Here is a 23,815-nt window from a genome sequence, read left to right as displayed (position 1 = left end):
AGGCCAAAATTTAAGCTCAAATATAAAACTAGCAAACAAGCTATCTCTTTGCATTTAGTTTTTACCTATCATGTCAAGCTTAGCTTTGCAAGCATCTTTATACGGGCTTACAAAATTTGAGTCAGAGCACTCATTTAAATAAGGCCTAGCCAACTTAAACTGCTTTTGCCTTATATAAATTTCGCTTATCAAATTTAAAGCATGTAAGCGGTCTTCTGGCTCAAGCTTCATGTTCAGTATAAATTTTGCCTCATCAAGTGCCTCACCTAGGTTATCTGTCTTTAGTGAAGCTTCTGAGTAGTTAAAATTTATCTTTGGCGAAAATGTATTTATTTTGGCTTTTGTTTGTAGCTCAAGAGCTTTTTTGGCATATGTTGTAGCGATGGCGTAGTCATTACTTTTCATCGCATAGTCGCTTATAGCTGTATATGCTTCGATAATCTTAAAGTCTTGGCCTCTTAGCTGCTCGATAGCACTAATGGTTGAGATCGCCTCCGTAAAGCGTTTTAACGCAAGCAATGAGTAAAACCTGTCAAAAAGAGATGGTGTTGGATCTGAGTATTCGACTGATGAGCCAAGTGAGAGTGCGTCATTTGCGGCAATGATCGCATGCTCGTAGTCTTTGTTTTTATATAAAATTTTACTCAAATTTACCAGCCACTCGACCCTATCTTCTAAATTTTCGTCTTTTGCATGAGCTTTTGCCAGCTCAAGTGCATCGTTGTAGCGGGCCGTTCTGTAATAGCAGTTAAAGAGCTTAAATTGCGGTAATGAGATTTTGTTTATATCGTAGTTTTCAAGTAAATTTATAACAGCCGTGCAATCATCTTTTATAAAATACTCTTTTGTAAGCTCTAGCGCAGCCTCATTTATCAGCTCCATTGCCTTACTTAATTTTCCATCTTTTGCCATGGTTTTGTAAGATAGTGCATCGGAGAATTTACGCTCTTTAATATCCAGCTCAAGCTCGCTTATTAGAGCCTTTTGACTAATATTTGTCCCAGCATATTTTTCAATTAACTCTTTATATCTAGCATGAAGTGCAGTAGCATTTTTATCTTTTTCTTCAAAAAATAATCCATCTTTTGCCTTAGTGACTTCATCGATATAATCACCATATTTAAATTCTGTCTCATATCTATTTAAGTATTCGTATGCTTTTTTCTCATCTTTTGTTTTGGCTAGATTTAGTGCTAAATTTTTTAAAGCAACTTCATAAAAATCTTTCGTCCTATCACTATTATTTATCAAGATTTCATAAATTTTAGCAGCCACATCAGGCATATCTTTACTTGCAAATGTAGTTGCAAGATTCATCGACTTTGTTGGGTTATTCATAAAAAATTTTTCATTCGCATTTGCGATTTTTAGTATAAATTTCTTTGCTTCATCAAATTTTTCTTTATCGATATTTGCATCAGCTAGGCTTAGTGCTGCTCTACTTGCAAGGTCGATGTCGTTTGTGGAGTAAAGCACTTTTTCATAGTCTTTTAGCGCCTCCTTTTGTCTGCCTATTTTGTAGAGATAATCAGCATAATCAAGCGCTGCAAGTTTTGTAAATTTTGAGTTTGCATGCTCTTCGTTTAAGATATCAAGCATATATTTTGCATCACTTGCAATGCTATCTTTTAGGTAGGCTCTAGCGATTAGATATAGCACTTCTGGATAGTTTTCATCGGATGGAAATTTTCTGATCCAAGCCCTACCTTCACTTACGATATCTTTTGGCTCGATCTCTTCAAACTCATTTTTTGTCTCAAAAATTTTATCAAGAGCCCTTAGACGAAATAGTAAAAATTCACTTGAAAAAAGGCTATTTGGATGCCTTTTTATCGCTGTTTGAGTATCTTTTACTACATTTTCATAAGCGCCCTTTTCATAAGCTCTTTTTATGCTTATGTATATATCAATGTCATTACTATCAAGCCCAGCAATAGGGGCTTTGTTAAGATCAAGCGCTCCGATACTAGGATTTAGCATATCTTTAAAATCAGGTTTAAAATTTAGCCCAGACTTTCTCTTGCTATTTTCACTGAGTGAAGTATCTATGATTATGCTAAAGTGTTTTGAAATGGTTGTTTTTGGGCTATCTTGCACGTTTTGGCTGTTATAAAGCTCAGTTTTTATATTTAGCAGTTTTGACGGTGCTTTTGGCATTATGACGATAAAAAGCTTGCCATCTTGCTTTTTATATTTTATATCCATTAATGGCAGTGTCGTATCTTCAATTTTTGGCAAAATTTCATCATCAAGCATGCAGACATAGCGTTTGGTATCGTAAGCTAAAATTTGCTCCACGCATTCAAATTCTTGCTCATCGCTTAGCTGAAGAACGCTATAAGGTTTATCACCATTTGCGCCGCTATTTAGGCTAAGATTAAAAGCGGTTAGATAAAGCGGAAAAAATAAAATAATTAAGAGCTTTTTCATGCCGCAATTATAGTTAAATTTTCTAAAATCCTGAAGCAAAGACAAAATGCTCAATAAATTCCAAAATCGCTCCAGAAAATAAAAACGAAAAGGCCGTTCCAGCTACCGCAATGCCAACAATTACTTTTAGCGCCATCGAGATATTTGCGGTGTAGAGATTTTTATCTTTTACGATCGGCTCTTTTAAAAACATAAAGACGATTAGCTTTAAATAGTAATAAATCGCAATGGCAGAATTTATCATGATTATAACGCCAAGCACGACGTAATCAGATTTTATGAGCGATGAGATAAGCACCATCTTGCCCCAAAAGACGCTAAAAGGCGGAATGCCAGCAAGGGCGATCATAAAAATTCCCATTATCACAGCGTAACTTGGTAAAATTTTTATAAGTCCTGAAAATTTCTCAAATGGGTGCTTAAAGCGCTTATCCCAGCAGACCACATCGTCGCACCTTGCCACCCAGAGCATAGAAAATGCACCCAAATTTGCAAACAAAAACATGATCCAGTAAAAAAATAAGGCGACATTTGCCTCGTGAGAATTTGCCACAAGCGCACAGAGTACGACACCAGCGTGAGCTATGGAGCTAAAAGCAAGCATCCTTTTTACGTCTTTTTGCACTAGCGCCATGATGTTTGCAAGGCTCATCGTAAGCACGGCGATGATATAGAGCATATCTTTTATCCACAAAATTTGTGAGCCCTCAAACATCGCAAAAATTCTTAACGCAACGATAAAAGCTGCTACCTTTGGCACGATCGACATATAGCCAGCAAGTGGGGCATTTGAGCCTTCATAAACGTCTGGTATCCATGTGTGAAATGGTATGAGTGAGAGCTTAAAGCCAATAGCCGAGGCAATGAAAACGCAGCCAAGTAAGATGATCAAGTTTTGATTTAGGCTAAGATCTTTTATCACAACGCCGATACGAGCGATGTCTATTGAGTTTGTCGCTAGATAAAACATCGCTATTGCCATCGCAAAAAAGCCAGCCGAGAGCGAGCCCATAGCGAAGTATTTAATGGCGGCTTCGACGCTTTTTGCCTTATTGTGAAGAGCTATTAGCGTGTAGAGACAAAGCGAGCTGATCTCAAGGCCTAAAAAGATTATGAGTAGGTTATTTGAGCTCACCATAAATAAAAATCCAGCTATCATAAACAAAAATAGAGCGTAATACTCATAAATTTTGTACTCAAAATACTCTTTTGTGCTAAGTGCAAGCGGGATAAAAAGGGCTGAAGCGATTAAGATAATGACTTGAGAAATGACCGAAACGCCATCAACCAAAAGCATATCCCAAAAGCTAAGGCTAAGACCGTTAAAATCAAGTATTAGGCCCAAATTTACAAATATTGCGATGATACAAAATACGCAGTAGAAATTTCTTGAAAGATCTTTTTTTATGGTGCCAACGATTAAGATAAAAAGCGCAAAGATTATCATACTAAGCATCGGAGCAACCGAAGATAAAGAAATTTCTTTAAGGTCTAAAAAGGCTATTTCGTTCATAGTTTGCTCCCGCCATTTAAAGATAAAATTTTATCTTTTGTGTCGCTATTTACGGCTCTAGTTTGCATTTTATTTATTATATTTTGCACGCTTGGCTCAAGTGGCTTTAGGATCAAATTTGGTGCGATGCCAAGGGCGATTATAAGCAAGCAAAGTGGCACAAGAGCGACTAACTCTTTGAAATTTAGATCTTTTAGGCTTAAATTTTTCTCCTTGCATTCGCCAAAAAAGACCCTTTTATAAAGCACCAGCATATAAATAGCGCCCACAATGATACTAAAGCCACCAAGTAGCGCAAAGAGCTTGTTTAGCTTAAAGACGCCAAGCAGGCTCAAAAACTCGCCAACAAAGCCAATGGTTAGTGGCAGGCCGATACTTGCAAGCGTTGCTATAAAAAATACAAGCGCGTATTTTGGCATAACCTTAGCAAGGCCGCCAAATTCGCAAATTTCTTTGGTATGAGCCCTCTCATAGATGACGCCAACTAATAAAAATAGCGCGCCACTAACGATGCCGTGGCTTATCATCAAAAATATTGAGCCGCCAAGGCCTATTAAATTTAGTGAAAATATGCCAAGCATGATGACGCCCATGTGTGAAATGGAGCTATAAGCGATCACTTGCTTCATGTCGCTTTGCGCGTAGGCAACAAGGGCTGCGTAGATGATCATGATGATGGCTATAATGCAGACAAAGCCGCTTAAAAGTAGGCTCGCGTCTGGAAAAAGCGGGAGTGAAAATCTCACAAAGCCGTAAGTACCCATCTTTAAAAGCACGCTAGCAAGCAGCACTGAGCCGATAGTCGGAGCCTGTCCGTGCGCGTAAGGTAGCCACGTGTGAAATGGAAATAGCGGAGTTTTCACGCCAAAAGCAAAGAAAAATGCTAAAAATAGCCAAATTTGAGCATTTTCTCCGATGCCAAGCTTGTACCAATCAAGAAGATTAAAGCTAAAGACGCCGCTTTTTTGATAACACAGATATCCGATAAAAATGATCGCTACTAGCATAAAGACAGAGCCTAAAAATGTGTAGATGAAAAATTTAATCGCAGCATAAATTCTATTTTTACTGCCAAATGCGCCGATGATGTAAAGAAGTGGTATGAGGCTAAGCTCCCAAAAGCTGTAAAACAAGATCATATCAAGCGCGCTAAAGACGCCCATCATCGTGCTCTCTAAAAATAGCACGCTAATAACAAGGTGCTTTAAATTCCCATCATCGCTAAGGGCTGCGATAGAGATGAAGCTCATAAACGCACTAAGTACGATAAGCACTAGCGAAATGGTGTCGATGCCCACAAAATAGCTGATATTTAGGCTTGGTATGAGCGAGACTTGATGCGTTAAAACAAAGTCATAACCCTGAAAATCGACATTTACGCAGATAAAAATAGCTAGCAAAAGCTCGATTAGTGCGATGCTTGCTCCATAAAATTTGATGCTTTTATTTTCTATCAAAAAGCCAAGTATTGCGCTAATTGCTGGGAAAAATATGATGACACTTAGCATTATTTGGCTCCGTTTAATAAAAATATAAAGCTTAAAAGCAAGGCAAATCCTGCAACCATAAATCTAAGCATGACGCTTAAGTCGCCACTTTGCATTTTGTTTGCTAAAAATGCAAATTTATTTAGCGCTGTTGCGACTAGATCGACACTACGATCGATTATCATCTCATCAATCTTTTTACAAATTTGTGAGATCAATGCGTAGCCATTTATGAAAAATTTCTCATAAAATTTTGGGATAAAGTAGGCATTTTGCAAAATTTTATAAATTCTGCTCTCACAAACACTCTCTTTAAAAATTTCTCTTTTATAGGCAAATACTGCAAAGCCAGCGCTTGCTAGCACTAAGCTAAGTGTTAAAACAAGTAAAAAAATTTCGCTACCGTGAGATAAATTTAGTGAGAAATCTTTTAAACTTTTTTCTAAAAACTCACTAAAGTTGCTCCAAAAAAAGCCACTTATGACTGAGAGAATTCCAAGTACGCCCATGCCGGCTAGCATGTAGTTTTTAGCTTCATGCACATGTTTCTCGCTCTTTGACTTTGTAAAAAAGACGAGCATAACAAGCCTAAAGCTATAAAATGCCGTAAGCACCGCACCAAAGAGTAAAATAATCCATAAAAATTTATTTTCACTAAAGACAACCTCTAAAATTTTATCTTTTGAAAAAAAGCCAGCAAATGGATAAAAGCCAGCTAGTGCACAGCTTGCGATGATAGAAAGAAGTGCTGTTGGCTTCATAAATTTATAAAGTCCGCCCATTTTTTTGATATTTAACTCATCATTCATCGCGTGCATAACGTTGCCAGCGCATAAAAATAGAAGTGATTTGAAAAATGCGTGCGTGACAAGGTGAAAAAGTGCGATCTTATACGCCCCAAGACCAGCTGCAACAAACATATATCCAAGCTGCGAAAGCGTCGAGTAGGCGACTATCTTTTTAAGGTCATTATGCACTAGCGCGATGCTAGCCGCAAATACCGCTACAAATGTGCCAAGGCAGGCTATAAAGTGCGAAACTTCAGGTACGTTTGCAAAGATAAAATTTGCGCGTATGACTAGATAAACGCCAGCCGTTACCATGGTCGCTGCGTGAATGAGTGCAGAAACTGGAGTTGGTCCCTCCATGGCATTTGCAAGCCATGTGTGAAATGGAAACTGCGCACTTTTGCCCATAGCACCTATAAAAAGAAGTGCGGCGGTGATGCCTAAATTTAGCCCAGAAAAGTCGCTTCTGGCGTTAAAAATATCGCTAAATTTAAGTGAGCCAAAGCTATAAAATATATAAAAGATACCAACAAGCATGGCAAGATCAGCCACTCTGTTCATCACAAAGGCTTCGTTTGCAGCGACGTTTGCACTAGGCCTTTTATACCAAAAGCCAATGAGCAGCCAAGAGCAAAGCCCAACGCCCTCCCAGCCGATGAAAAGGCCTATAAAGTTATCGCTTGATACAAGGACGTTCATACAAAAGACAAAGAGCCCAAGATAACTAAAAAAGCGGTTAAAGCTCGCATCATCTCTCATGTAGCCAACTGAGTAGATATGCACGATACTTGCGACCACGCCAACAGTGCTAAGCATAACAAGGCTAATGGCATCAAGGTAGAAGCTAAAGCTAAGATCAAGCGAGCCTAAGTTTATAAACTCTTTTAGGGTTAAATTTAGTGGCTCATCTACGCTAAGACTAGCCGTTAGCATGAGTGAAGCTGTGGCGCTAATGATCATGAGAAGCGAGCAAAAAAGACCGATAAATAAATTCTTGCTGCTATGCGAAAAGATGCCAGCTATAATGAAGCTAAGAAGCGGGAAAAATAGTGAAATGCAAAATAAAGTCATCTCTTAGCCTTTCATATTTGTCATCGACTCTAAACTGATGCTGCCAGTCTTTTTATACCAAAGTACGAGTAGCCCTAGTCCCACGGCGACCTCGCTAGCTGCGATGGCTACTATAAAAAATGCGATGATCTGCCCAGTTAGGTCAAAGTAGTATTTTGAGATGGCAGCGAGTGCTATGTTTGCTGAGTTTAGTAAAATTTCACTTGAGAAAAATAGCATTATCAAATTTCTTCTTCTCATTATGCCAACTAGCCCTATGACAAAGACCAGACTTGCTAGGATGAGATAGTGAGTAAGGCCTATCATAGCATCTCCTCAAATTTGCTTTGCGCGTCTAGGTCTTTATGTATCAAGATGATGCCAGCCACCATCGCCACAAGTAGCATGATAGCGCACATCTCAAAGGCTAGCAGATACTTGCTAAAGAGTAAAATTCCAACCGCTTCGATGTTGCCAAGATTAGCGAGGGTAGAATTTACCACCTCTTGCTTAGCGCTATAAATCGGCGCTAAAAAGATAAATATCAAAAGAAGCGCTATGAAACTGCTTAGAAGATAGATGGTGATCTTTGCTTTTTTGCTACTTTTTGGCTCACATTCTTTACTGCTATCAAAAAACATCATCGCAAATGCGTATAAAACGACCACAGCACCTGTGTAGACTATTATCTGCACTACGCCTAGAAATTCCACTCCAAGTAAGAAAAATATAGCCGAGATAAAGACCATGCCAGCAGCTAGCGCAGAGACTGCATTTAGTGCGTTTTTACAAAATACGCTAAAAGAAAAACTAACTAAAACCAAGGCGCTAAAAAGATAAAATGCAAAGCTCTCATACATCTTTTGCCCTTTTAAAATTTATACTACTCATCACTTTTTGTCTCATTTTCATTTTCGCTTATAAATGCATTTGGCGTCTTTTTGATTAAGCTGTCAGCATTTTTAGGAAGTGCGCCATAGCCTTCAAACTCGCTTTGATCTTTTAAAAATTTATCTTTTGTCAAAAATTCATCTTTTGTGCCAAATATAATCCTGCTCTCGCTAGCAACTTCGTACTCTTGTCCGCAAACTATCGCAAGCTCAGGGCAAACATCAGCGCAAAATCCACAATACACGCATCTACTTAAATTTATTGAGTAGCTTGCGACCTTTTTGCGCCCATCTTCGCCAAGTGAAGTCTTCATCGAAATGCAGTTGCTAACGCAAATTTTCTCACATAGCCCGCATCCAATGCAACGTTCATTTTCACTTTCAACAAATTTTAAAAGCTTGTGAATACCTCTATATCTAGCATTTAGCTCCATCTTTTGCATAGGATATTTTAAAGTATGCGACTTGCTAAAGAGCATCTGCTTTATCGTGACTTTTAGTCCGATCAAAAGATCAGGCTTAAATGTGACAGCGATGAAGTGCTTAAATTTATCAAACGCGCTCTTTGGCTTTAACTTTTTATCTATTAAAATATATTTTTTCTCACTCATTTTTCGCCTTAGATTAGTAGCATAAAGCCAGTGATTACGATATTTAAAATTCCAAGCGGAAGTAAAATTTTCCAGCAAAATGCACTTAACTGATCAACTCTTAAATGTGCCCATGAAGCCCTTACCCAAAGAAAAAAGAAAAAGACAATGCTTGATTTTAAGATGATCATTAAAGCACCTGGGATAAATAAAAATTCGTTAAATCCACCTAAAAATAAAATCGTAATGATGATGCTAGCAGCGATCATATTTGTGTACTCGCCGATGAAAAACATCGCCCATCTCATGCCGCTATACTCGGTGCCATAGCCTGCTACTATTTCTGTTTCGTTTTCTGTTAAGCAAAATGGCGTTCTATTGCACTCTACGAAGCTTGCTATTAAAAAGAGTAAAAAGGCAAGGGGCTGCTTAAATATAAGCCAGCCAAAAATTCCTTTTTGATAGTTGTTTATATCCACAAGTGAGAGTGAGCTAGTTACCATTACGACGCTTAAAAGAGCCATGCCAGCGACTATTTCGAAACTAAGAAGTGAGACTACTGCGCGAGCTGCACTAATTAATGCAAATTTATTATAGCTTGCAAGACCTGCTGCAAGTGGAGAAAAGACGCAAACTGAAGCAACACCAGCGATGTATAAAATACCAACATTTATATCTGAGAGAATCGGACGTAATGTATGTCCAAAAATTTCAAACTCAGGCAAAAACGGCACAGGTGCAAGCGCTGCAAAGGCGGCAATGGCTGATATTAGTGGAGCTATTAAAAAGATAAATTTATTCGTATTTGCTGGTACGATGTCCTCTTTTGTAAAGAGTTTTATCATGTCAGCTACTATCTGTAAAATTCCAGCTGGCCCTACCATATCAGGTCCCACGCGGCGCTGCATGTAGGCTAGTACCTTTCTCTCAGCATAGGTTGCAAGCCCTGCAAGGCTTGCCATGACGGCTAAGATGACCACGGCTTTAATGATAGTGCTTAGCACAAAAAATAGTGTTTCATTCATCTTTTGCCTTTATGATTTTAACTACGGCGTAGCTTTTGCCATTAAATATAACCCCCACATCAAGCTTATCGTCATAATCGCCTAAATACGCAGCGACTCCGCCAAGCTCGCTATCAAGCTCCACGCAAATGGCAAGCTTATGCTCATCTTTTTCTAAAATAATTGCTTCATTTTGTGAAATTTCAAATTTAGCCATAAATTCGCTACTTGCATAAAGCTTCGCTCTTTTGGCTGTTTGTGTGGCATAGTTCGCAAAAAATGATGGCAAATTTATAGGATTTGCAAGATTTATAAGTGCCTCGTCATCTTTTAAAATTATGCTCTTGCTATCTTTTAAAAGTGGCTCTATATCATCATTTGGTGTGAAATTTGAAATTTCAAGCTTGTAGCCTCTGTGGCTTGTGCCGTCGTTTGCGTAAAAATTTTCTAAATCATCAAATTTAATGCCTTTATAACCCTTTTCTTTTGGTAAATTTGGCGTGTAATCAATCGTATTTTTAGCCATTAGTCCAAGCGCGTTTGCGATATTGTTTAGAAAATAACCTTTGTGCGGTATCGCCACATTTGTTGGCACTAAGGCGTTATTTATGCTTGTAAATGTGCCTTCTTGCTGATTTAGTGCGCTAGCATCGATATCGCCTTCAAAGATGCTAAATTTATAATCACCATTTTCGTTATAGCCAAGCGTCTTGCCAGGCTTTTTTTCGCTTGTAAGAGTGCAAATTTTAGCAACGCCAAGTGAGTTTGTGCGTGGCGGTATTAGCATCACACGAAACGGCGTAGCTCTTGCGATCACTCCAGTAAGTGCTGCTAGTAAATCTGCATTTTCGTCCGTATAAAAATCGCTTCCTAAAATGAGCGTAAATTTAGCCTTGCTCTCGCAGAGGGTGGCTATCTCTAAGCCAAAGCTCTTATCAAATTTTTCAAGTCTAGCCTGAAGTGCTGCTGGTAAATTCTCACCCCAGTTTTTAAGTATAAAAAGTAAAATTTGCTCTAATTTTCCAGCTTCATGCGTTACATAGATAAAATTTTTAGAATATTTTTTAACGATCTCATCGGCTATGTGATGAAAGTAAATTCCAGCTGCTTTATTCATTTTTAAAGCGTTATTTAACTTAAAGCTTGTCACTGGACTCTCATGCCTTAAGAAACTGCCAGCACTGATGATAAAATCGCTATTTTTAATATCTTCATAGTCTGCGTTATATGAGCTAAGCCCACTAAATTCGCTAAATTTATTTAAAAATTTTTGATAATTTAGCGCTTCATTATTTATTAAATTTAGATCAAATTTCTCTCTTAAACGCTCTAAAATAAGGGCCTCTTCGTTCGTGATAAAGCTATTAAATTTTATATTTTTGATCGCGCCATTTTTAATATTTAAAACAATCTCTTCAAATTTCTCTTCATTCTTACAGGCAAGCTCGTTGTGAAAGTCATAACCAAACCTAGCTGCTCCACTTATCTCGCCAAATGTAAAATCATTGCTGACGCGGTAAATTTGCTTACTTCTGTCGCTAGTGCTCTTTTCTTTTACGTCATAGTAAATTAGCTCGCAATCGCTTTGATGTGGATTTGCTGCTGGAATAGGACTTAGCTCCCAGATATTTGTGCTATATTGAAAATGCGAACTAATAAGTGCTCCAGTAGGGCAAACGCTGATACACTCGCCACAAAATGAGCAGTCTAAACTCTCGCCCACGCTTGGGCCTATTAAGCTTTTTTGCATCTTGCTAAAAACAGCATAGGCATCTTTTGGCATACTCTCTTTTAGCTCTTTTGGCACTTCAACGCCCCTTGGTACGGTCTTTAGCGCACTCTCGCCGATCCTATCTTTACAAACAGTGACACATCTTTCGCAGACTATGCAAAGAGCTGGATCGTAGTTGATTAGCCCCCATTTTTTATGTGGTTTGTGCGTGTCAGCGATGGCAAATTTTTGTTCATTTACCTTTAGATGTGTGGTTAAATTTTGTAGTTCACATTCGCCGCTTTTGTCACAAACGCCACATTGAATCGGATGATTTACGCAGTAAGTCTGCATGATCGCATTTCGCTCGGCAGCGATTTCTGGCGTGTTTGTATAAATTTGCATATCCTCTTTTGCTTTGGCGTTGCAGCTATAAACTACTTTACCGTTTGCCTCGACCATGCAAAGCCTACAAGCAAGAGTTGGTGAGCAGCCGCTAAGATAGCAAAGAGCTGGGATATAAATTCCATTTGCTCTTGCGATATTTAAGATGCTCTCGCCTTCATCTGCTTCTAAAATTTGATCATCTATGCTTATTTTCATTTACTAACTACTACTTGCTTAAATGCGTATCCATCAAAATCTTTTGCGCCAAATATCGCAACTGTGCCTTTTAGCGAATGGTCTAGTTTAAATTTTGCCTTCACACTAAAATCTTTTGCTTTAAGCTCTAGCATATCGCCATCTTTTGCCTTTGCTACGATACCAAATTGCACGCCACCTACGATCTCATCACTTGCATTTTTGTTTAGATAAACGACTGCTCCATCAAAATTTTCAAGCTCTTTTAGCTCGTCTATTTTGTGATAATCATTAAATTCTTTCCTGCAATCACCAGCCAAAATGACATTTTTGCCTAAAATTTCAAGTAGCCAAAAGATCGCATCTTTATCTGGATGAGTAAAAAATGAATCATCAATAACGATGTTTTTAACGTCCTTTATCCACTCGCCAAGCTCCTCAAACTCCTCCTCGCCCACGTTGCACTCGCCACTTATCAGTCCATCATCAAGCTCGCTAAAAAACTCATCGCAAGATAAATTTGCGTATTTGCAAAGAAGAGCCAAGACGTAGCTTATTGAGCCTATTTCGCAGCGTATTAAATTTTCGCCGCCAAGCTCGTTATCTTCGATGCAAGAGATGTATTTAAACTCATGCTCTTTTATCTTTTTTGCTAAATTTTTATCGCTCAAGCTTAGTAAATTTGCGATGCTTAAGCTTTTGCCTGCTATTAAATCATTAAATTTCATATCTTGCCCTTTTTTATGGTTAATACCCAATCAACTTGGTTAAATTTAAGCGAGTTCATCACTTCGCAGTTTAGATTATAGGCTAAATTTACAGCCTTTGTCACGCCGCTAAAATCACCTATCTCAAATAAAAATATAATCACTTCGCCAGCCTCGCTAGCCTTTATCTGCTGTCCAAGAGCGCTCAAAAACTCACTCTTTAAGTGCCTAAGATCGACCCTTCTCATCTATCGACCTCGCCTAAGATGATATTTGTGCTACCAATTATCGTAGCGACGTCAGCAACGTACTGGCCTACCAATAAATCTTCATAAATAGCGCAGTGCCAAAAGCTTGGTGTGCGAATTTTTAGGCGATATGGGCTTGCGCTACCGTCTGAGTTTATATAAATTCCAAGCTCGCCCTTTGGCGATTCGCTAGCAAAATAAATTTCACCTTTTGGTGGCTTTAGTCCTTGAGTTATTAGCACAAAATGCTGCATCAAAGAGTAGTTTTGGCTCATTATCTGCTCTTTTGAGGCGCTCACATACTCTGGTGCGTCGGCGATGATAGCGGGGTTACTTGTCTGATACTTGCTAACGCACTGCTTTAAAATTTTCACGCATTCTCGCATCTCTTTCATATAAAGTAGGTATCTCGCGTAGCAGTCGCCCTTGGTGGCGTAAGGCACGTCAAATTCTAGCTCGTCGTAGATGAGATATGGCTCTTCTTTTCTGATGTCGCGCGCGATGCCACTTGCTCTTAGCATGACGCCAGAGCAGCCGCTACTAAGAGCTAGCTCTTTGCTAACTACGCCCACGTCTATTAGCCTTGCTTGCCAAATTCTATTTTCGCTTAGCAGATCTTCATAAAGCGTGATGTCGCTTGGAAATTTCTCGCAAAATTTAAGCAACTCTTCGCACCAGCCATCAGGCAGATCAAGTGGCACACCACCGATCCTTATCGAGCTGTGAGTTAGCCTTGCGCCGCAGTATTTTTCTATGAGATCAAGGACGTATTCGCGCTCTCTAAATGCGTATAAAAATACGCTCATAGCCCCCACGTCAAGGGCGTGCGTAGCTAAAAATAAAAGGTGCGAGCTGATGCGGTTTAGCTCTAAAAGCATCACTCTAATGATCTGCGCACGGCGAGGCACTTCTATGGCGCAAAGCTTCTCCACAGCTGCGCAAAATGCGTAGTTATTCGCACTTGAGGCGATGTAATCCACCCTGTCAGTTATTGGGATAAATTCCTGATAGGTCATATTTTCAGCCATCTTTTCAACGCCTCGGTGCATGAAGCCAACCTCTGGCATAGCGCGCACGACCTTTTCGCCATCAAGCTCAAGCACTAGTTTTAGCTGACCATGAGCGCTTGGGTGCTGTGGGCCAAAATTTAGTATCATCTTGCCATCATTTTGCTCAAATTCTAAATTTTCAAAAAATGGTTTTAAGAGGTTTGGTGACTGGCTCAAGGTCTTTCCTTTACTATCTGGCTTTGGTTAAATTTAGCCTTTTTGACAAATCTCACGCCGCCTTCTTCTTGATATTCATAGTCTTCATTTTCGTCAAAGACACGTGAAAAGCCAAAGGTATCTTTCTCGTTCACAAAGGCTGGGTCGCGGTTCTCTTCGCCGATCTGCTCTCTAAACTCACGCCCAAAAATTTTATCCACCTCGTACCATTTAGCAGCCTCGTCGCCAACTAGCGGATAGCTCTTTAAGAGTGGGTGCGAGTGCCAGTCATCAGGCATTATAAGACGCTTTAAATTTGGATGATCTTTGATTAAGACGCCACTTAGATCATACATCTCACGCTCCGCCCAGTTTGCGCTTTTATAAAGCTCGCAGACGCTTTTTAGCATTTCGTCCTTTTTGACAAAGCACTTTACTCGCGTGCGCCTATTTTTACTAACACTTAAAAGCTGATAAAAGACCTCGTATCCACCTTTTTGCGCTATATAATCAATCGCCGCAAGCTCACAAAGCTGCTCGTAGCCAAAGCCTTTTAACACTTCAAGCGCTTTAAAATTTTCACTAGAATTTACGTAGAGAACAAGCTGGTCAAACTCCACGTAGCTAGATAAAATTTGCACTCCGCTTTGCTCTAAAACAGCGAGCTCCTCGTCAAATTTAGAGCCATTTGCTGCTTCTTTTGGCGTCTGCTTGGCGATGTAAAATTTCTCGCTGTAGTACTGCTTTTTTTGCAGGTCGTTTTTTGGCTTATACTCTCTCATATATCTAGCTTTCTTGGCTTTTGCGCCCTAAATGCACTTTGTTTTCTTATCTTTTTTTGAAGCATCATAAGTGCGTACTGAAGCGTCTCTGGGCGCGGGGCACAGCCTGGGATGTAGATATCAACTGGTATTATTCTATCGACACCTTGAACGGTAGAGTAGGTATTAAACATGCCGCCAGTATTCGCACAGCTACCCATCGAGATGACCCACTTTGGCTCAGGCATCTGGTCGTAAAGGCGCCTTGTAAATTCAGCGTGCTTTTTAGTTAGCGTGCCAGCTATAATCATCACCTCTGAGTGTCTTGGGCTAGCCCTAAAAATGGTACCAAACCTATCAAAGTCATATCTGCTAGCGCCACTTGCCATCATCTCGATCGCACAGCAAGCAAGCCCGTAGCTAAGTGCCCAAAGTGAGTTGCTCCTGCCCCACTGAACTAGCTTGTCAACTGTTGTTAAAACTACTGGCAAACCGCCATTTGCAGCGTAATTTATCTGATGCTTTGCCATTTAAAGACTCCTTTTTGCCAAGCATAAGCAAAGCCGATAAGTAAAATCGCCACAAAAAGTAACATTTCGATTAGTCCAAAAATTCCAAGTAGCCTAAAATCCACCGCCCACGGATACATAAAGATGACTTCAACATCAAACAAAATAAATAAAATTCCATAAAAAAAGTAGTGGATATTTATCTTATTTGGCTGTTTTACGGTGGTTGGACCACACTCATAAAAGCCAAGTTTTAAGCGCTCGGTATTGCGGTTGGCTAATTTTTTACTTATTTTTGAAGATAAGAATGTTATTAAACAAAATGAACAAGTCGCTAGTAAAAGTATGATAAATGCACCAAAATAGGTGCTTTCAAGCTCTGAATGTGACATACTTTGCCTTTTTTAATTTTTAAGATTCTACTAAATTTAAATTTATTTGAGCTTGAAACGGCTTAAGAGTAGGGTGAGTATTGTGCTTTTGTGTAAAAATTACTCCTATTTTATCTTCTCGACTGCATCCTTTGCAGCACTTATTCGCTCGCCCTCGTCTAGTTCACGCACAAAGCCATCTTTTACCAAGATGATCCTAGTTGCTACATCAAAGTAACTATCATCGTGGCTAACAGCGATTATACTTATGCCTTTACTTTGTAAAAATGGCAAAATTTCTTTATAAAATTTTCGCTTAAAGAGTGGATCTTGATCGGCTGCCCATTCATCTAGGATAAGGATAGAGCGGTGCTCTAAAATAGCTATTAAAAGACTTAGACGCTTTCGCTGACCGGTTGAGAGTTGCGTGGTACTAAGTTTATTATCTATGACACTTACTTTTTTATCGATCTCAAGTAAGGCTAAAAGCTCGTCTATTTCGCTTTGGCTAGCGAAGCCATTATGAGAGAGCGTTTGTGAAAATAGATAAAAATCGGCAAAAATAGCGCTAATCTTTGCCTGGTAGCTTTGTAAATTTCTTTCATCTATCTTTGTGCTATCAAGGTAAATATCGCCACTACTTGGACGCATTAGCCCGCAAAGTAAATTTATAAGCGTACTTTTGCCGCTACCATTTTTACCGATGATAAATGTTATCTCGCCGCGTTTGATCTCTAAATTTACGTCTTTTAGGCTAAATTTGCCGTGAGTGTAGTTGAAATTTATATCTTTTATTTTTATGTTTTGCCAATTATCGCTTAGGCTATCGTCAAATTTAAAGCCTTCCTTAAATTTATTTATATTTAAACTCATGATCTTTTCTAAACTCACTTTTGCGCTAAGTGCAGCTGGTATGGAGCCAACCATGCTCATAAATGAGCCTCTTAAAAATAGTATCGTAAGACTTATGCTAAGCGCAGTTTGCAGGCTCGCCCAGTCAAATGCTACGCACAAAAATACACAAAGACCAACTGAGCCAAGAAGCATAATGTTTGTGAAATTATCACTTAATGCGTGATAAATATCAGCTTTTACCATATTTTGGCGTTTTTTATCGCCTGTAAAATTTAACTCATCAAAGCAGACACTTGCCCTTGCTCTATTTAAACTAAGCTCTCTATGCCCCTCTACGATATCGTCGTAGTGCTTTTGCAATGCGTCATCTTGAACTCTAGAATACTTAAAATAAAGATGAATTTTTTTCATAAAAAGCGTATTTATAAAAAGAGTTGCACCGATCCAAATGGATAAAAAGATAAAAATTTTTGGAGCGATTACACAAAGATAGATGCTGGCACAGATGATAAAAACCAAGCTTTGTATAAAGCCAGTAGCGCTCATAAAAGCAAATGTGATCGTTTTTATGTCATTATTTAGGCTAGCTATGATCTTTGCCTTGCCGATCTCGTTTATCACGCTATTTGGCGTATCTAAAATTTGCTTTACACTTTGATATCTTAGCTCATAGATAAATTTATGCCCAAAATTCGTAAGCGATATATTTGCAGAGATAGCGCTTGCAAAAAATAAGAGCAAAACCACTATAAATTTAACCGCTACAAAGGTGTCAAATTCTTTTAAACTTACAAGCTCATTATTTATAAATGAAAGAGTCCAGACACCAAGTCCGCTAAATAGGAGTGTTAATAACACTATTTTAGAAATTTGATAGATGTTTTTTTTGATTAAATTTGCAAGCATTACATCGCAGCTCGTGGCTGAATGATATTTGGCTCATACTTTTGTTCAGTATTTTCGCTCATTATACGAAGTACCTTGCTTCGTTTTATCTTAGCATCATCCTTAAATATCGCACGAACTTTGTCCATACCAGCGTAAAAATCACGCATAAGCACGATGCAGATATATTTGCCAAAAAATGTCGGCTTTATAATGCCATTTTCTTCGTATATCGCATTTACAAGTTTAAGTAAGCTAAGCTCCATAAATAAGGCTTTGTTAATGTTTGTGTTATTTTCATCGTTATATCTTTTAATATCAACTCCGCCATCAAAAAGCCTTGTTAAAAATGTGTATTTAAGTCTCTCTTTCTTGCTAAAACCACATTTTGCAATGACTGGGCTTTGCCTATTTTTTATCCTTTTGCCGTATTCAAGTAGATTAAACGCATTTATTACAAGCTCACCGTTAAGAAAACTAAATGCTCCACTGCCAACGCCAAGATACTCTAAATTTGAGCCAACATATTCGTCGCGAAGGTCGGCACTTTTTTCGTTTGAAAATGCCCAAGCGTTGCTTTGTTTGTAGTTACTTTTGCTAAATTCTTCAGTGATTATCTCATAAAAATCACGCTCGTTATCGACGTTTGAAACACCAAGCGAGCGAGCTATATTCTCTCTTGTTAGCTCTGATTTCATGAGTGGATAGAAGGTGATTTGTTGTGGAGAGATCGATTTTGCAGTATTTATGTCGTTTATGAGCTGCTCTTTTGTTTGATTTGGCAGGTTAAAGATGAGATCGAGGCTAATGACTGGGATCTTACCAAGAGCAAGCTCAAGCTTTCTTTTTATCTCCTTGGCTGAGCCAAATTTTTCATATCTGCCAACTCTTTTTAACGTTTCATCATCAAAGCTTTGTACGCCAACGCTTAGTCGATCTATTAATCCATCAAATCTAGCTAAACTCTCGGGTGAGATGTGATTTGGATCGCTTTCTGCTGAAATTTCATCTATACTAAAAAGCTCTTTTGCAAGTTTAAGTGTCTTTTCAAGCTCAGGCTCATTTATAAGCGTTGTGCCACCACCAACATAAAGTGAATCAAAGTCAAATCCAGCCTCTTTAACCTGCCTCATCTCCTCACGTAAATTTTCAAAGTAAATTTTTGCAAGCTCTTGTTCATAGTGGTACTTATGAAACGAGCAATACGGGCAAAATGTGTGACAAAATGGTACATGTGCGTAGAGCATATACTTTTTGTCTTTTTTGGGAGTTTTGGTGTAGGCTGTGGTTAAAATGTCTATATTAAATTCATTATATAGTGATCTTTGAATAGAATTATGAGCGTAATTTACGGCAAAATTCTCGACAATATTTTTAAATATCATAACTAATCGCCTTAAATAAGTTTGGTTTTAAATTTATGTGTTAGGATAGCTAACTTTTAATAAATTTAGCCTTGTGCTAAAGAAATTTTTAGCTTAGCCACATAAATTTGGCCTATAAATTTTAATTTATTAAATCTGCAAATTTCACGTATCGATCAAATTTTAGCCCCAAAGCTTAAGGAAGTTACTTCTTAGCTCTTGAGATAATTTTGCTTGCATCAAGCTCAAATTTTACTCCATCTTTCGTCTGCAAATAATAAAATTTACCAATATTGCAAAGTGACTTCACGTCATAAATTTTAACTGCCTTTTTATCTATCTCGCAAGCCGTTCGGTCTTTATCTTTTGTCTCGCAAAACGAGCTTGGCAAAGCTTTTAAAGCGCTTTTGTCAATAAGTAAAAATTTATAATCAACATTTCCTATAGCAAGCGTTTTTGCTGTGTATTTTATAAATAAAAGAGAGTTTGAAATGATCATGAAAATGAGCGCCGAATAAAAAATAATAGTAAAATCTTTCGCCTCTTTTATGCTAGCTATTCCAAGAATGAATGAGAGCATAAAAGAGCAAAATAATATCCAAAGTGCCAAAAATCCACTAATGCTATTTGAAATAACAGTCGATGCGATAAATAAAATAAGCATTATAATAGTCAAGAAATATATAACAAAATTTGATCTATCCTTAAAAAAACCGCTAAATTTACACAGATATAAGAGAGCGGAAATAGCGATAGTATCATTAGTAAATTACAAGAAAGCCTATGAGCTATAAAAGCAAAAATGAAAAATGATATGGATGTCAAAAAATATATGAAATTTGAGCTATAGAAAAAGAGAAATTTTGGCTTTTTAAATTTGTATTTTTTATTGTCATTTTGATAAAGGTTTGAGACAAAGACTAAGATACCGATCTCAAAAACCGTGATAAATGCAGTCGCACAAAATAGCAAAATACCTGTAAATATCATCTCTGAGCTGTCTAAAATCGGGAAATATTTTACTTCAAAGCCAAAATATAAAAAGTAGCAAAAGATACTAGCGATTGGCACGATAAAATTTGAATATTTAAAGAAATTTTCCACGCAATTTTTTATAAAATTAGTCTTTAAATTTGCTGAATATTCGCTGAGTCTACTCTCAAAATAAGTGTTATTTAGCAAATCATTTTTAATTTTTTCAAGATATTCTGGTTCCTTATAGCTTGCACCTATATAAATTTCATAGTTTTTCTCATCGAAATCTTTTATAATCTCATCTTTTATATCCAAAATCATAAAACAAATTTGCTTTTTTAATTCGTTAAGTTTTTTTGAAATTTCAATAAAATTTGTTCTATTTAGCTCAAGATAAGACTCATATTCTTCATTTAAAAGAGCTATGAGCTTGCCTTGTTTGCTGCTTGCTATGTTAGCGTTTGAAAACTTTGCCTTAACGAAATTTATAAAATTTATAGAGTTTTTAACGCTCTCATCTTTTTTATTTAAAATATCTTGATAACTCAAATTTTGTCCCTAAATTAAATTTACAAATTTTGCTATTTAAGCACCTTTGCGATTTCGCTCCAGCCTAAATTCTCAGCAAAATCAGCCGCTATTTTGCCACTTTTTGTGCGGGCATTTTTATCAGCGCCGTTTTCTAGTAAAAGATTTACAAGATTTAAATTTCCTGCGATCGCCTCGTGGTGAAGCTGCGTATAGCCAAACTCATCAGCATCCGTGACCATATTTGGGTGCTCTTTTATATATTGCTTTACTTGCTCATATGTATTTTTGCTCATTGGATGCTCTATCAAATTTTCAGGATGCTCTTTTTGCTCATAAACTACCAAAATATCGTTAAAATCCCCAAAATCAAGCCCCCACTCTTTATCGTGCTCTTTTAGCTCTTTCTTTTGCATGCGTGAACGCATCGCCTGCACGCTAAATCCGCCGTATGCACGTCCATCTATCGCAAAGAGCCAGTCGCTCATCTCATCTATCTTCACGCTTACTTGATCGCCTACTTTAACGTTTTGCACGGCGTCAGGCTCGTTTACGAGTGTTCCATATATCGTTTCGCCATCAAATTCCACATCGTCTATCCACATGTGCTCGCCAACTTCTTCGCCATTTACGACATCTAAAAAGCAAATTTTTACCATTGCATAGTCAAGCATAGGTACGATCCTGTGGCGCTCCCAGTAAACCTCACGCCAAAAATATCTAAAGCTCTCACGAGCTTGCTCAAATGCACGCTGCATGTAGTCTTCGTCGCTACTTACAAAATAGATCGGCATTTGCTTGCCAAGATCGATTTGTTTACCGAGAATTTTCTTAAAAAAGCTCATTTTTTGTCCTTCTTTTTTAGGTAGATCAAAATTGAATGCAAAATGATAAGATAAATTTCACTCATAAATCCGACAAATTTTAAATACAAAAACTATGCGAAATTTCGCAAATTTAGCCCAAAATCCTACAAAATTTTAAATCCAAAAATTACGTAATGATTTCAAAATTTAGCCTACCAACTTCAAATTTAAACAAAAATGTCGTGAGATGGATTTAAATGTTGCGACTAAAAAATAAGCGTGCGCTAGGCATATAGCCTACGGAGTGAAAATTTTTCTAGCTCATTTAAAGACACTCACGAGAAGCTGTTATTTTAGATTTTTAAAGCTTATTGGAAGTTCTAAATTTAACCCCCTAACGAGCTTTATACACTCCTGCAGATCATCTATGCTTTTGCTTGTCACTCTGATCTCTTCACCCCTTATCTGCGCGCTCACTTTGATCTTTGAGTCTTTGATCGCTTTGGTTATCTTTTTTGAGTTTTCAGCGTCAAGTGTGTCATTTAGCTTTAGTGTCGCCTTTAAATTTCCACCACTCGCTGGCTCTCTTTTTGTCTCTGTGATCGCTACTGGTGGGATGTTTCGCTTGATGAGCTTTGAGATCACGATGTCTTTTAGTGCGTCGATCTTGTTGTCGCTTGAGCTAAGAAGCGTGATAAATTTTTCTTTTTCGTTTAGCTCTACCTCAGCCGCAAGCCCTTTAAAGTCATACCTCGCCGCGATCTCTTTTTTTGCCGTCTCCAGCGCGTTTTTAACCTCCATCATATCGACCTCGGCACTTATATCAAAACTATGCTCAGTTGCCATTTTTATCCTTTTAAATTTATTTAAATAGCCCTTTGATCTTCTCAAAAATCGACTTTTTGCCAGTCTCTTCTTGATTTATAGCCTCGCCAATCTGCTGCACTGCGGTCTGTGCGTAGATGATAGCACCCTTTGGATCGCAGTTAAAGAGGTTTGAATACGAGCTTGATTTGTTTAGATCAAGTGGATTTGGCTCCACGACCTCAGTGGCCTCAAGCAGGCCTGTTTCTAGCTCGCATGCATAGTTTAGAGCATCTAAAAATGCAGGTAAATTTTGAGCGTAAAAACCATCAACCGCCTCTTTTACCTCGCCACCTGCTTCATAGTCAGCCTTTAGTTTAGCTACGTTTTTAGCGCTCACATAAGCGCCACAGCAGTAGTTTTCGGTGATCTCATTATAAATTTCGCCACTAAATTTATCCAAAAACTCACTTGGTAAAATTTCTTGCCAGTTGCTAATGTAGTTTTTAAATTTCTCATTTTGCTGTGCCAAAGAGCTTAGTGCTGTGCCCCGAGTGTAGAAATATTTTCTAAAAAATCCTTGTGTGACGGCGATACAAAAGCCGTGAGTTTTATTAAAAATTTCATCGTCTTTATACTGCAACGCAGCATTTAGCGTATCTTTGTACTTTTGCGCGTAAAATTCCTCTATGCCAGCCTTGCTGGCAAGCACTAAAACCTCGTCAAATTTACCAGCCCTTGCAAGCTCAAGTGCCTCAAAATACCACTTTGAAATTTCATCTTCGCTAATAGCGTGATGGCTTATATCATAGCCCATTACTTGCTCTCATTGATGAAATTTTCGATGTTTGCGACGATCTTTGCGATGAGCGTCTTTCTAGCCTCCAGGCTACCCCATGCCACGTGCGGCGTGATGAGTAGATTTTCTTTGTTTTTTACATTTAAAAATGGGCTATTTTCGCTCATTGGCTCGCTTTCTAAAACGTCGGTGCCAAAGCGTAAATTTCTCTCATCTATCGCCCTCGCCATCGCAGCTTCATCCACTATGCCACCACGTCCTAAATTTAGCACTATCGCATCATCTTTTAGCAAATTTATCTCGTTTGCGCCTAGTAAATTTCTAGTCTTTTCATTTAGCGGTGCATGGATGCTGATGATGTCGCTACTTCTTAGTAGCTCATCTAGGCTTTTTTGCTTAAATTCGCTATTTGTATTTGCTCCGCTTGTCGAGTAGTAGCTCACATTTGCGCCAAATGCACGTGCCACTACCGCCACGCCACGACCTATCTCACCAAGTCCGATGATGCCAAATTCTTTACCAGCGATCTCGCTGATGTCTGCGCCAAGATAGGTGAAAATTTCGCTTTTCACCCACTCGCCACTTTTTACGTATTCATCATAAAATTTGATGCGATTTGTTAGCTCAAAAAGCATGGCAAATGTGTGCTGCACGACGCTTGCTGTTGAGTAGCCAGCGACGTTTTTAACAGCTATATTTTTAGCTTTTGCGTGCTCTAGATCGACATTATTCATCCCAGTTGCACTTATGCAGATAAGCTTTAAATTTAGCGCATCCATCACGGCTTTGTCGATGACGACTTTGTTTGTGATGACCACATCAACGCCTTTTAGACGAGGCACGACCTCTTCGCTTTTTGTTTTTTGGTAACTGATAAACTCGCCAAATTTCTTAAAAACACTAAGATCTACGTTTTCTCCCAGCGTGGCCGCGTCTAAACAAACGATCTTCAT

Annotated in this window: 23 protein-coding genes; all 23 read right to left on the bottom strand. The window is 38.3% G+C overall.

The window, feature by feature from the left end; genetic code table 11:
• Positions 1-54: 54 nt before the first annotated feature.
• Entirely contained in the window at positions 55-2,430 is a 2,376-nt protein-coding gene (locus TH67_RS01255) for a tetratricopeptide repeat protein (protein ID WP_072594096.1), read from the bottom strand.
• A gap of 22 nt (positions 2,431-2,452) precedes the next feature.
• Positions 2,453-3,943 carry an NADH-quinone oxidoreductase subunit NuoN gene (gene nuoN, locus TH67_RS01250; RefSeq protein ID WP_072594006.1) on the bottom strand — a complete coding sequence of 497 codons (1,491 nt, stop codon included), beginning with the start codon at positions 3,941-3,943 and terminating at the stop codon, positions 2,453-2,455.
• Positions 3,940-5,451 carry an NADH-quinone oxidoreductase subunit M gene (locus TH67_RS01245; RefSeq protein WP_072594005.1) on the bottom strand — a complete coding sequence of 504 codons (1,512 nt, stop codon included), beginning with the start codon at positions 5,449-5,451 and terminating at the stop codon, positions 3,940-3,942. Before TH67_RS01245 ends, nuoN begins: the two co-directional genes overlap by 4 nt.
• Positions 5,451-7,289: an NADH-quinone oxidoreductase subunit L gene (gene nuoL, locus TH67_RS01240; protein WP_072594004.1), complete on the bottom strand. Its 1,839-nt coding sequence runs from the start codon at positions 7,287-7,289 to the stop codon at positions 5,451-5,453. Before nuoL ends, TH67_RS01245 begins: the two co-directional genes overlap by 1 nt.
• 3 nt (positions 7,290-7,292) lie before the next feature.
• Positions 7,293-7,595, bottom strand: coding sequence for an NADH-quinone oxidoreductase subunit NuoK (nuoK, locus tag TH67_RS01235; RefSeq protein WP_021092799.1), 303 nt, complete (start codon positions 7,593-7,595; stop codon positions 7,293-7,295).
• Positions 7,592-8,128 (bottom strand): NADH-quinone oxidoreductase subunit J, encoded by a 537-nt coding sequence (locus TH67_RS01230; RefSeq protein WP_072594003.1) that lies wholly within the window; start codon positions 8,126-8,128, stop codon positions 7,592-7,594. The genes nuoK and TH67_RS01230 overlap by 4 nt, the downstream gene beginning before the upstream one ends.
• 23 nt (positions 8,129-8,151) lie before the next feature.
• A complete protein-coding gene (gene nuoI / locus TH67_RS01225) occupies positions 8,152-8,769 on the bottom strand; it encodes an NADH-quinone oxidoreductase subunit NuoI (protein ID WP_072594002.1) in 618 nt (205 codons plus the stop codon).
• Positions 8,770-8,777: 8 nt separating this feature from the next.
• On the bottom strand, positions 8,778-9,773 hold the full coding sequence (nuoH, locus tag TH67_RS01220) for an NADH-quinone oxidoreductase subunit NuoH (RefSeq protein WP_072594001.1): 996 nt from the start codon (positions 9,771-9,773) through the stop codon (positions 8,778-8,780).
• Positions 9,766-12,066, bottom strand: a complete 2,301-nt coding sequence (locus TH67_RS01215; protein WP_072594000.1) for an NADH-quinone oxidoreductase subunit G — start codon at positions 12,064-12,066, stop codon at positions 9,766-9,768. Before TH67_RS01215 ends, nuoH begins: the two co-directional genes overlap by 8 nt.
• Positions 12,063-12,773, bottom strand: a complete 711-nt coding sequence (locus TH67_RS01210; RefSeq protein ID WP_072593999.1) for an NADH dehydrogenase — start codon at positions 12,771-12,773, stop codon at positions 12,063-12,065. The genes TH67_RS01215 and TH67_RS01210 overlap by 4 nt, the downstream gene beginning before the upstream one ends.
• Positions 12,770-13,000 (bottom strand): NADH-ubiquinone oxidoreductase subunit E family protein, encoded by a 231-nt coding sequence (locus TH67_RS01205; RefSeq protein WP_072593998.1) that lies wholly within the window; start codon positions 12,998-13,000, stop codon positions 12,770-12,772. The genes TH67_RS01210 and TH67_RS01205 overlap by 4 nt, the downstream gene beginning before the upstream one ends.
• Positions 12,997-14,226 carry an NADH dehydrogenase (quinone) subunit D gene (gene nuoD / locus TH67_RS01200; RefSeq protein WP_072593997.1) on the bottom strand — a complete coding sequence of 410 codons (1,230 nt, stop codon included), beginning with the start codon at positions 14,224-14,226 and terminating at the stop codon, positions 12,997-12,999. The genes TH67_RS01205 and nuoD overlap by 4 nt, the downstream gene beginning before the upstream one ends.
• A complete protein-coding gene (locus TH67_RS01195; RefSeq protein ID WP_072593996.1) occupies positions 14,223-14,987 on the bottom strand; it encodes an NADH-quinone oxidoreductase subunit C in 765 nt (254 codons plus the stop codon). Before TH67_RS01195 ends, nuoD begins: the two co-directional genes overlap by 4 nt.
• Complete coding sequence (locus TH67_RS01190) at positions 14,984-15,496, bottom strand: NuoB/complex I 20 kDa subunit family protein (RefSeq protein ID WP_021083979.1); 513 nt, start codon at positions 15,494-15,496, stop codon at positions 14,984-14,986. The genes TH67_RS01195 and TH67_RS01190 overlap by 4 nt, the downstream gene beginning before the upstream one ends.
• Positions 15,478-15,867: an NAD(P)H-quinone oxidoreductase subunit 3 gene (locus TH67_RS01185; RefSeq protein WP_072593995.1), complete on the bottom strand. Its 390-nt coding sequence runs from the start codon at positions 15,865-15,867 to the stop codon at positions 15,478-15,480. The genes TH67_RS01190 and TH67_RS01185 overlap by 19 nt, the downstream gene beginning before the upstream one ends.
• A gap of 105 nt (positions 15,868-15,972) precedes the next feature.
• On the bottom strand, positions 15,973-17,607 hold the full coding sequence (locus TH67_RS01180) for a cyclic peptide export ABC transporter (RefSeq protein ID WP_072593994.1): 1,635 nt from the start codon (positions 17,605-17,607) through the stop codon (positions 15,973-15,975).
• Positions 17,607-18,971 carry a coproporphyrinogen III oxidase family protein gene (locus TH67_RS01175; RefSeq protein ID WP_072593993.1) on the bottom strand — a complete coding sequence of 455 codons (1,365 nt, stop codon included), beginning with the start codon at positions 18,969-18,971 and terminating at the stop codon, positions 17,607-17,609. The genes TH67_RS01180 and TH67_RS01175 overlap by 1 nt, the downstream gene beginning before the upstream one ends.
• Positions 18,972-19,155: 184 nt before the next feature.
• Entirely contained in the window at positions 19,156-19,614 is a 459-nt protein-coding gene (locus TH67_RS10525) for a hypothetical protein (RefSeq protein WP_257638005.1), read from the bottom strand.
• Between the two features lie 8 nt (positions 19,615-19,622).
• Positions 19,623-20,474 (bottom strand): hypothetical protein, encoded by an 852-nt coding sequence (locus TH67_RS10520; protein ID WP_257638004.1) that lies wholly within the window; start codon positions 20,472-20,474, stop codon positions 19,623-19,625.
• A gap of 32 nt (positions 20,475-20,506) precedes the next feature.
• A complete protein-coding gene (locus tag TH67_RS01165) occupies positions 20,507-21,298 on the bottom strand; it encodes a YegJ family protein (protein WP_072593992.1) in 792 nt (263 codons plus the stop codon).
• Between the two features lie 309 nt (positions 21,299-21,607).
• Positions 21,608-22,105: a YajQ family cyclic di-GMP-binding protein gene (locus TH67_RS01160; RefSeq protein WP_021090433.1), complete on the bottom strand. Its 498-nt coding sequence runs from the start codon at positions 22,103-22,105 to the stop codon at positions 21,608-21,610.
• A 16-nt stretch (positions 22,106-22,121) separates the two neighbouring features.
• Positions 22,122-22,880, bottom strand: a complete 759-nt coding sequence (locus TH67_RS01155; RefSeq protein WP_072593991.1) for a hypothetical protein — start codon at positions 22,878-22,880, stop codon at positions 22,122-22,124.
• Positions 22,880-23,815 (bottom strand): D-2-hydroxyacid dehydrogenase, encoded by a 936-nt coding sequence (locus tag TH67_RS01150; RefSeq protein WP_072593990.1) that lies wholly within the window; start codon positions 23,813-23,815, stop codon positions 22,880-22,882. The genes TH67_RS01155 and TH67_RS01150 overlap by 1 nt, the downstream gene beginning before the upstream one ends.

The organism is Campylobacter concisus (genome assembly GCF_001891085.1).
Lineage (GTDB): Bacteria > Campylobacterota > Campylobacteria > Campylobacterales > Campylobacteraceae > Campylobacter_A > Campylobacter_A concisus_O.
The sequence above is the reverse complement of the archived record's forward strand: the minus strand, read 5'-3'. Positions and strand labels throughout refer to the sequence as shown.

Bases quoted from the DNA above. Each gene is read 5' to 3' on its own strand.
- TH67_RS01255 (WP_072594096.1), bottom strand. From the start codon at position 2,430: ATGAAAAAGCTCTTAATTATTTTATTTTTTCCGCTTTATCTAACCGCT.
- nuoN (WP_072594006.1), bottom strand. From the start codon at position 3,943: ATGAACGAAATAGCCTTTTTAGACCTTAAAGAAATTTCTTTATCTTCG.
- TH67_RS01245 (WP_072594005.1), bottom strand. From the start codon at position 5,451: ATGCTAAGTGTCATCATATTTTTCCCAGCAATTAGCGCAATACTTGGC.
- nuoL (WP_072594004.1), bottom strand. From the start codon at position 7,289: ATGACTTTATTTTGCATTTCACTATTTTTCCCGCTTCTTAGCTTCATT.
- nuoK (WP_021092799.1), bottom strand. From the start codon at position 7,595: ATGATAGGCCTTACTCACTATCTCATCCTAGCAAGTCTGGTCTTTGTC.
- TH67_RS01230 (WP_072594003.1), bottom strand. From the start codon at position 8,128: ATGTATGAGAGCTTTGCATTTTATCTTTTTAGCGCCTTGGTTTTAGTT.
- nuoI (WP_072594002.1), bottom strand. From the start codon at position 8,769: ATGAGTGAGAAAAAATATATTTTAATAGATAAAAAGTTAAAGCCAAAG.
- nuoH (WP_072594001.1), bottom strand. From the start codon at position 9,773: ATGAATGAAACACTATTTTTTGTGCTAAGCACTATCATTAAAGCCGTG.
- TH67_RS01215 (WP_072594000.1), bottom strand. From the start codon at position 12,066: ATGAAAATAAGCATAGATGATCAAATTTTAGAAGCAGATGAAGGCGAG.
- TH67_RS01210 (WP_072593999.1), bottom strand. From the start codon at position 12,773: ATGAAATTTAATGATTTAATAGCAGGCAAAAGCTTAAGCATCGCAAAT.
- TH67_RS01205 (WP_072593998.1), bottom strand. From the start codon at position 13,000: ATGAGAAGGGTCGATCTTAGGCACTTAAAGAGTGAGTTTTTGAGCGCT.
- TH67_RS01195 (WP_072593996.1), bottom strand. From the start codon at position 14,987: ATGAGAGAGTATAAGCCAAAAAACGACCTGCAAAAAAAGCAGTACTAC.
- TH67_RS01190 (WP_021083979.1), bottom strand. From the start codon at position 15,496: ATGGCAAAGCATCAGATAAATTACGCTGCAAATGGCGGTTTGCCAGTA.
- TH67_RS01185 (WP_072593995.1), bottom strand. From the start codon at position 15,867: ATGTCACATTCAGAGCTTGAAAGCACCTATTTTGGTGCATTTATCATA.
- TH67_RS01180 (WP_072593994.1), bottom strand. From the start codon at position 17,607: ATGCTTGCAAATTTAATCAAAAAAAACATCTATCAAATTTCTAAAATA.
- TH67_RS01175 (WP_072593993.1), bottom strand. From the start codon at position 18,971: ATGATATTTAAAAATATTGTCGAGAATTTTGCCGTAAATTACGCTCAT.
- TH67_RS10525 (WP_257638005.1), bottom strand. From the start codon at position 19,614: ATGCTTATTTTATTTATCGCATCGACTGTTATTTCAAATAGCATTAGT.
- TH67_RS01165 (WP_072593992.1), bottom strand. From the start codon at position 21,298: ATGAGCTTTTTTAAGAAAATTCTCGGTAAACAAATCGATCTTGGCAAG.
- TH67_RS01160 (WP_021090433.1), bottom strand. From the start codon at position 22,105: ATGGCAACTGAGCATAGTTTTGATATAAGTGCCGAGGTCGATATGATG.
- TH67_RS01155 (WP_072593991.1), bottom strand. From the start codon at position 22,880: ATGGGCTATGATATAAGCCATCACGCTATTAGCGAAGATGAAATTTCA.
- TH67_RS01150 (WP_072593990.1), bottom strand. From the start codon at position 23,815: ATGAAGATCGTTTGTTTAGACGCGGCCACGCTGGGAGAAAACGTAGAT.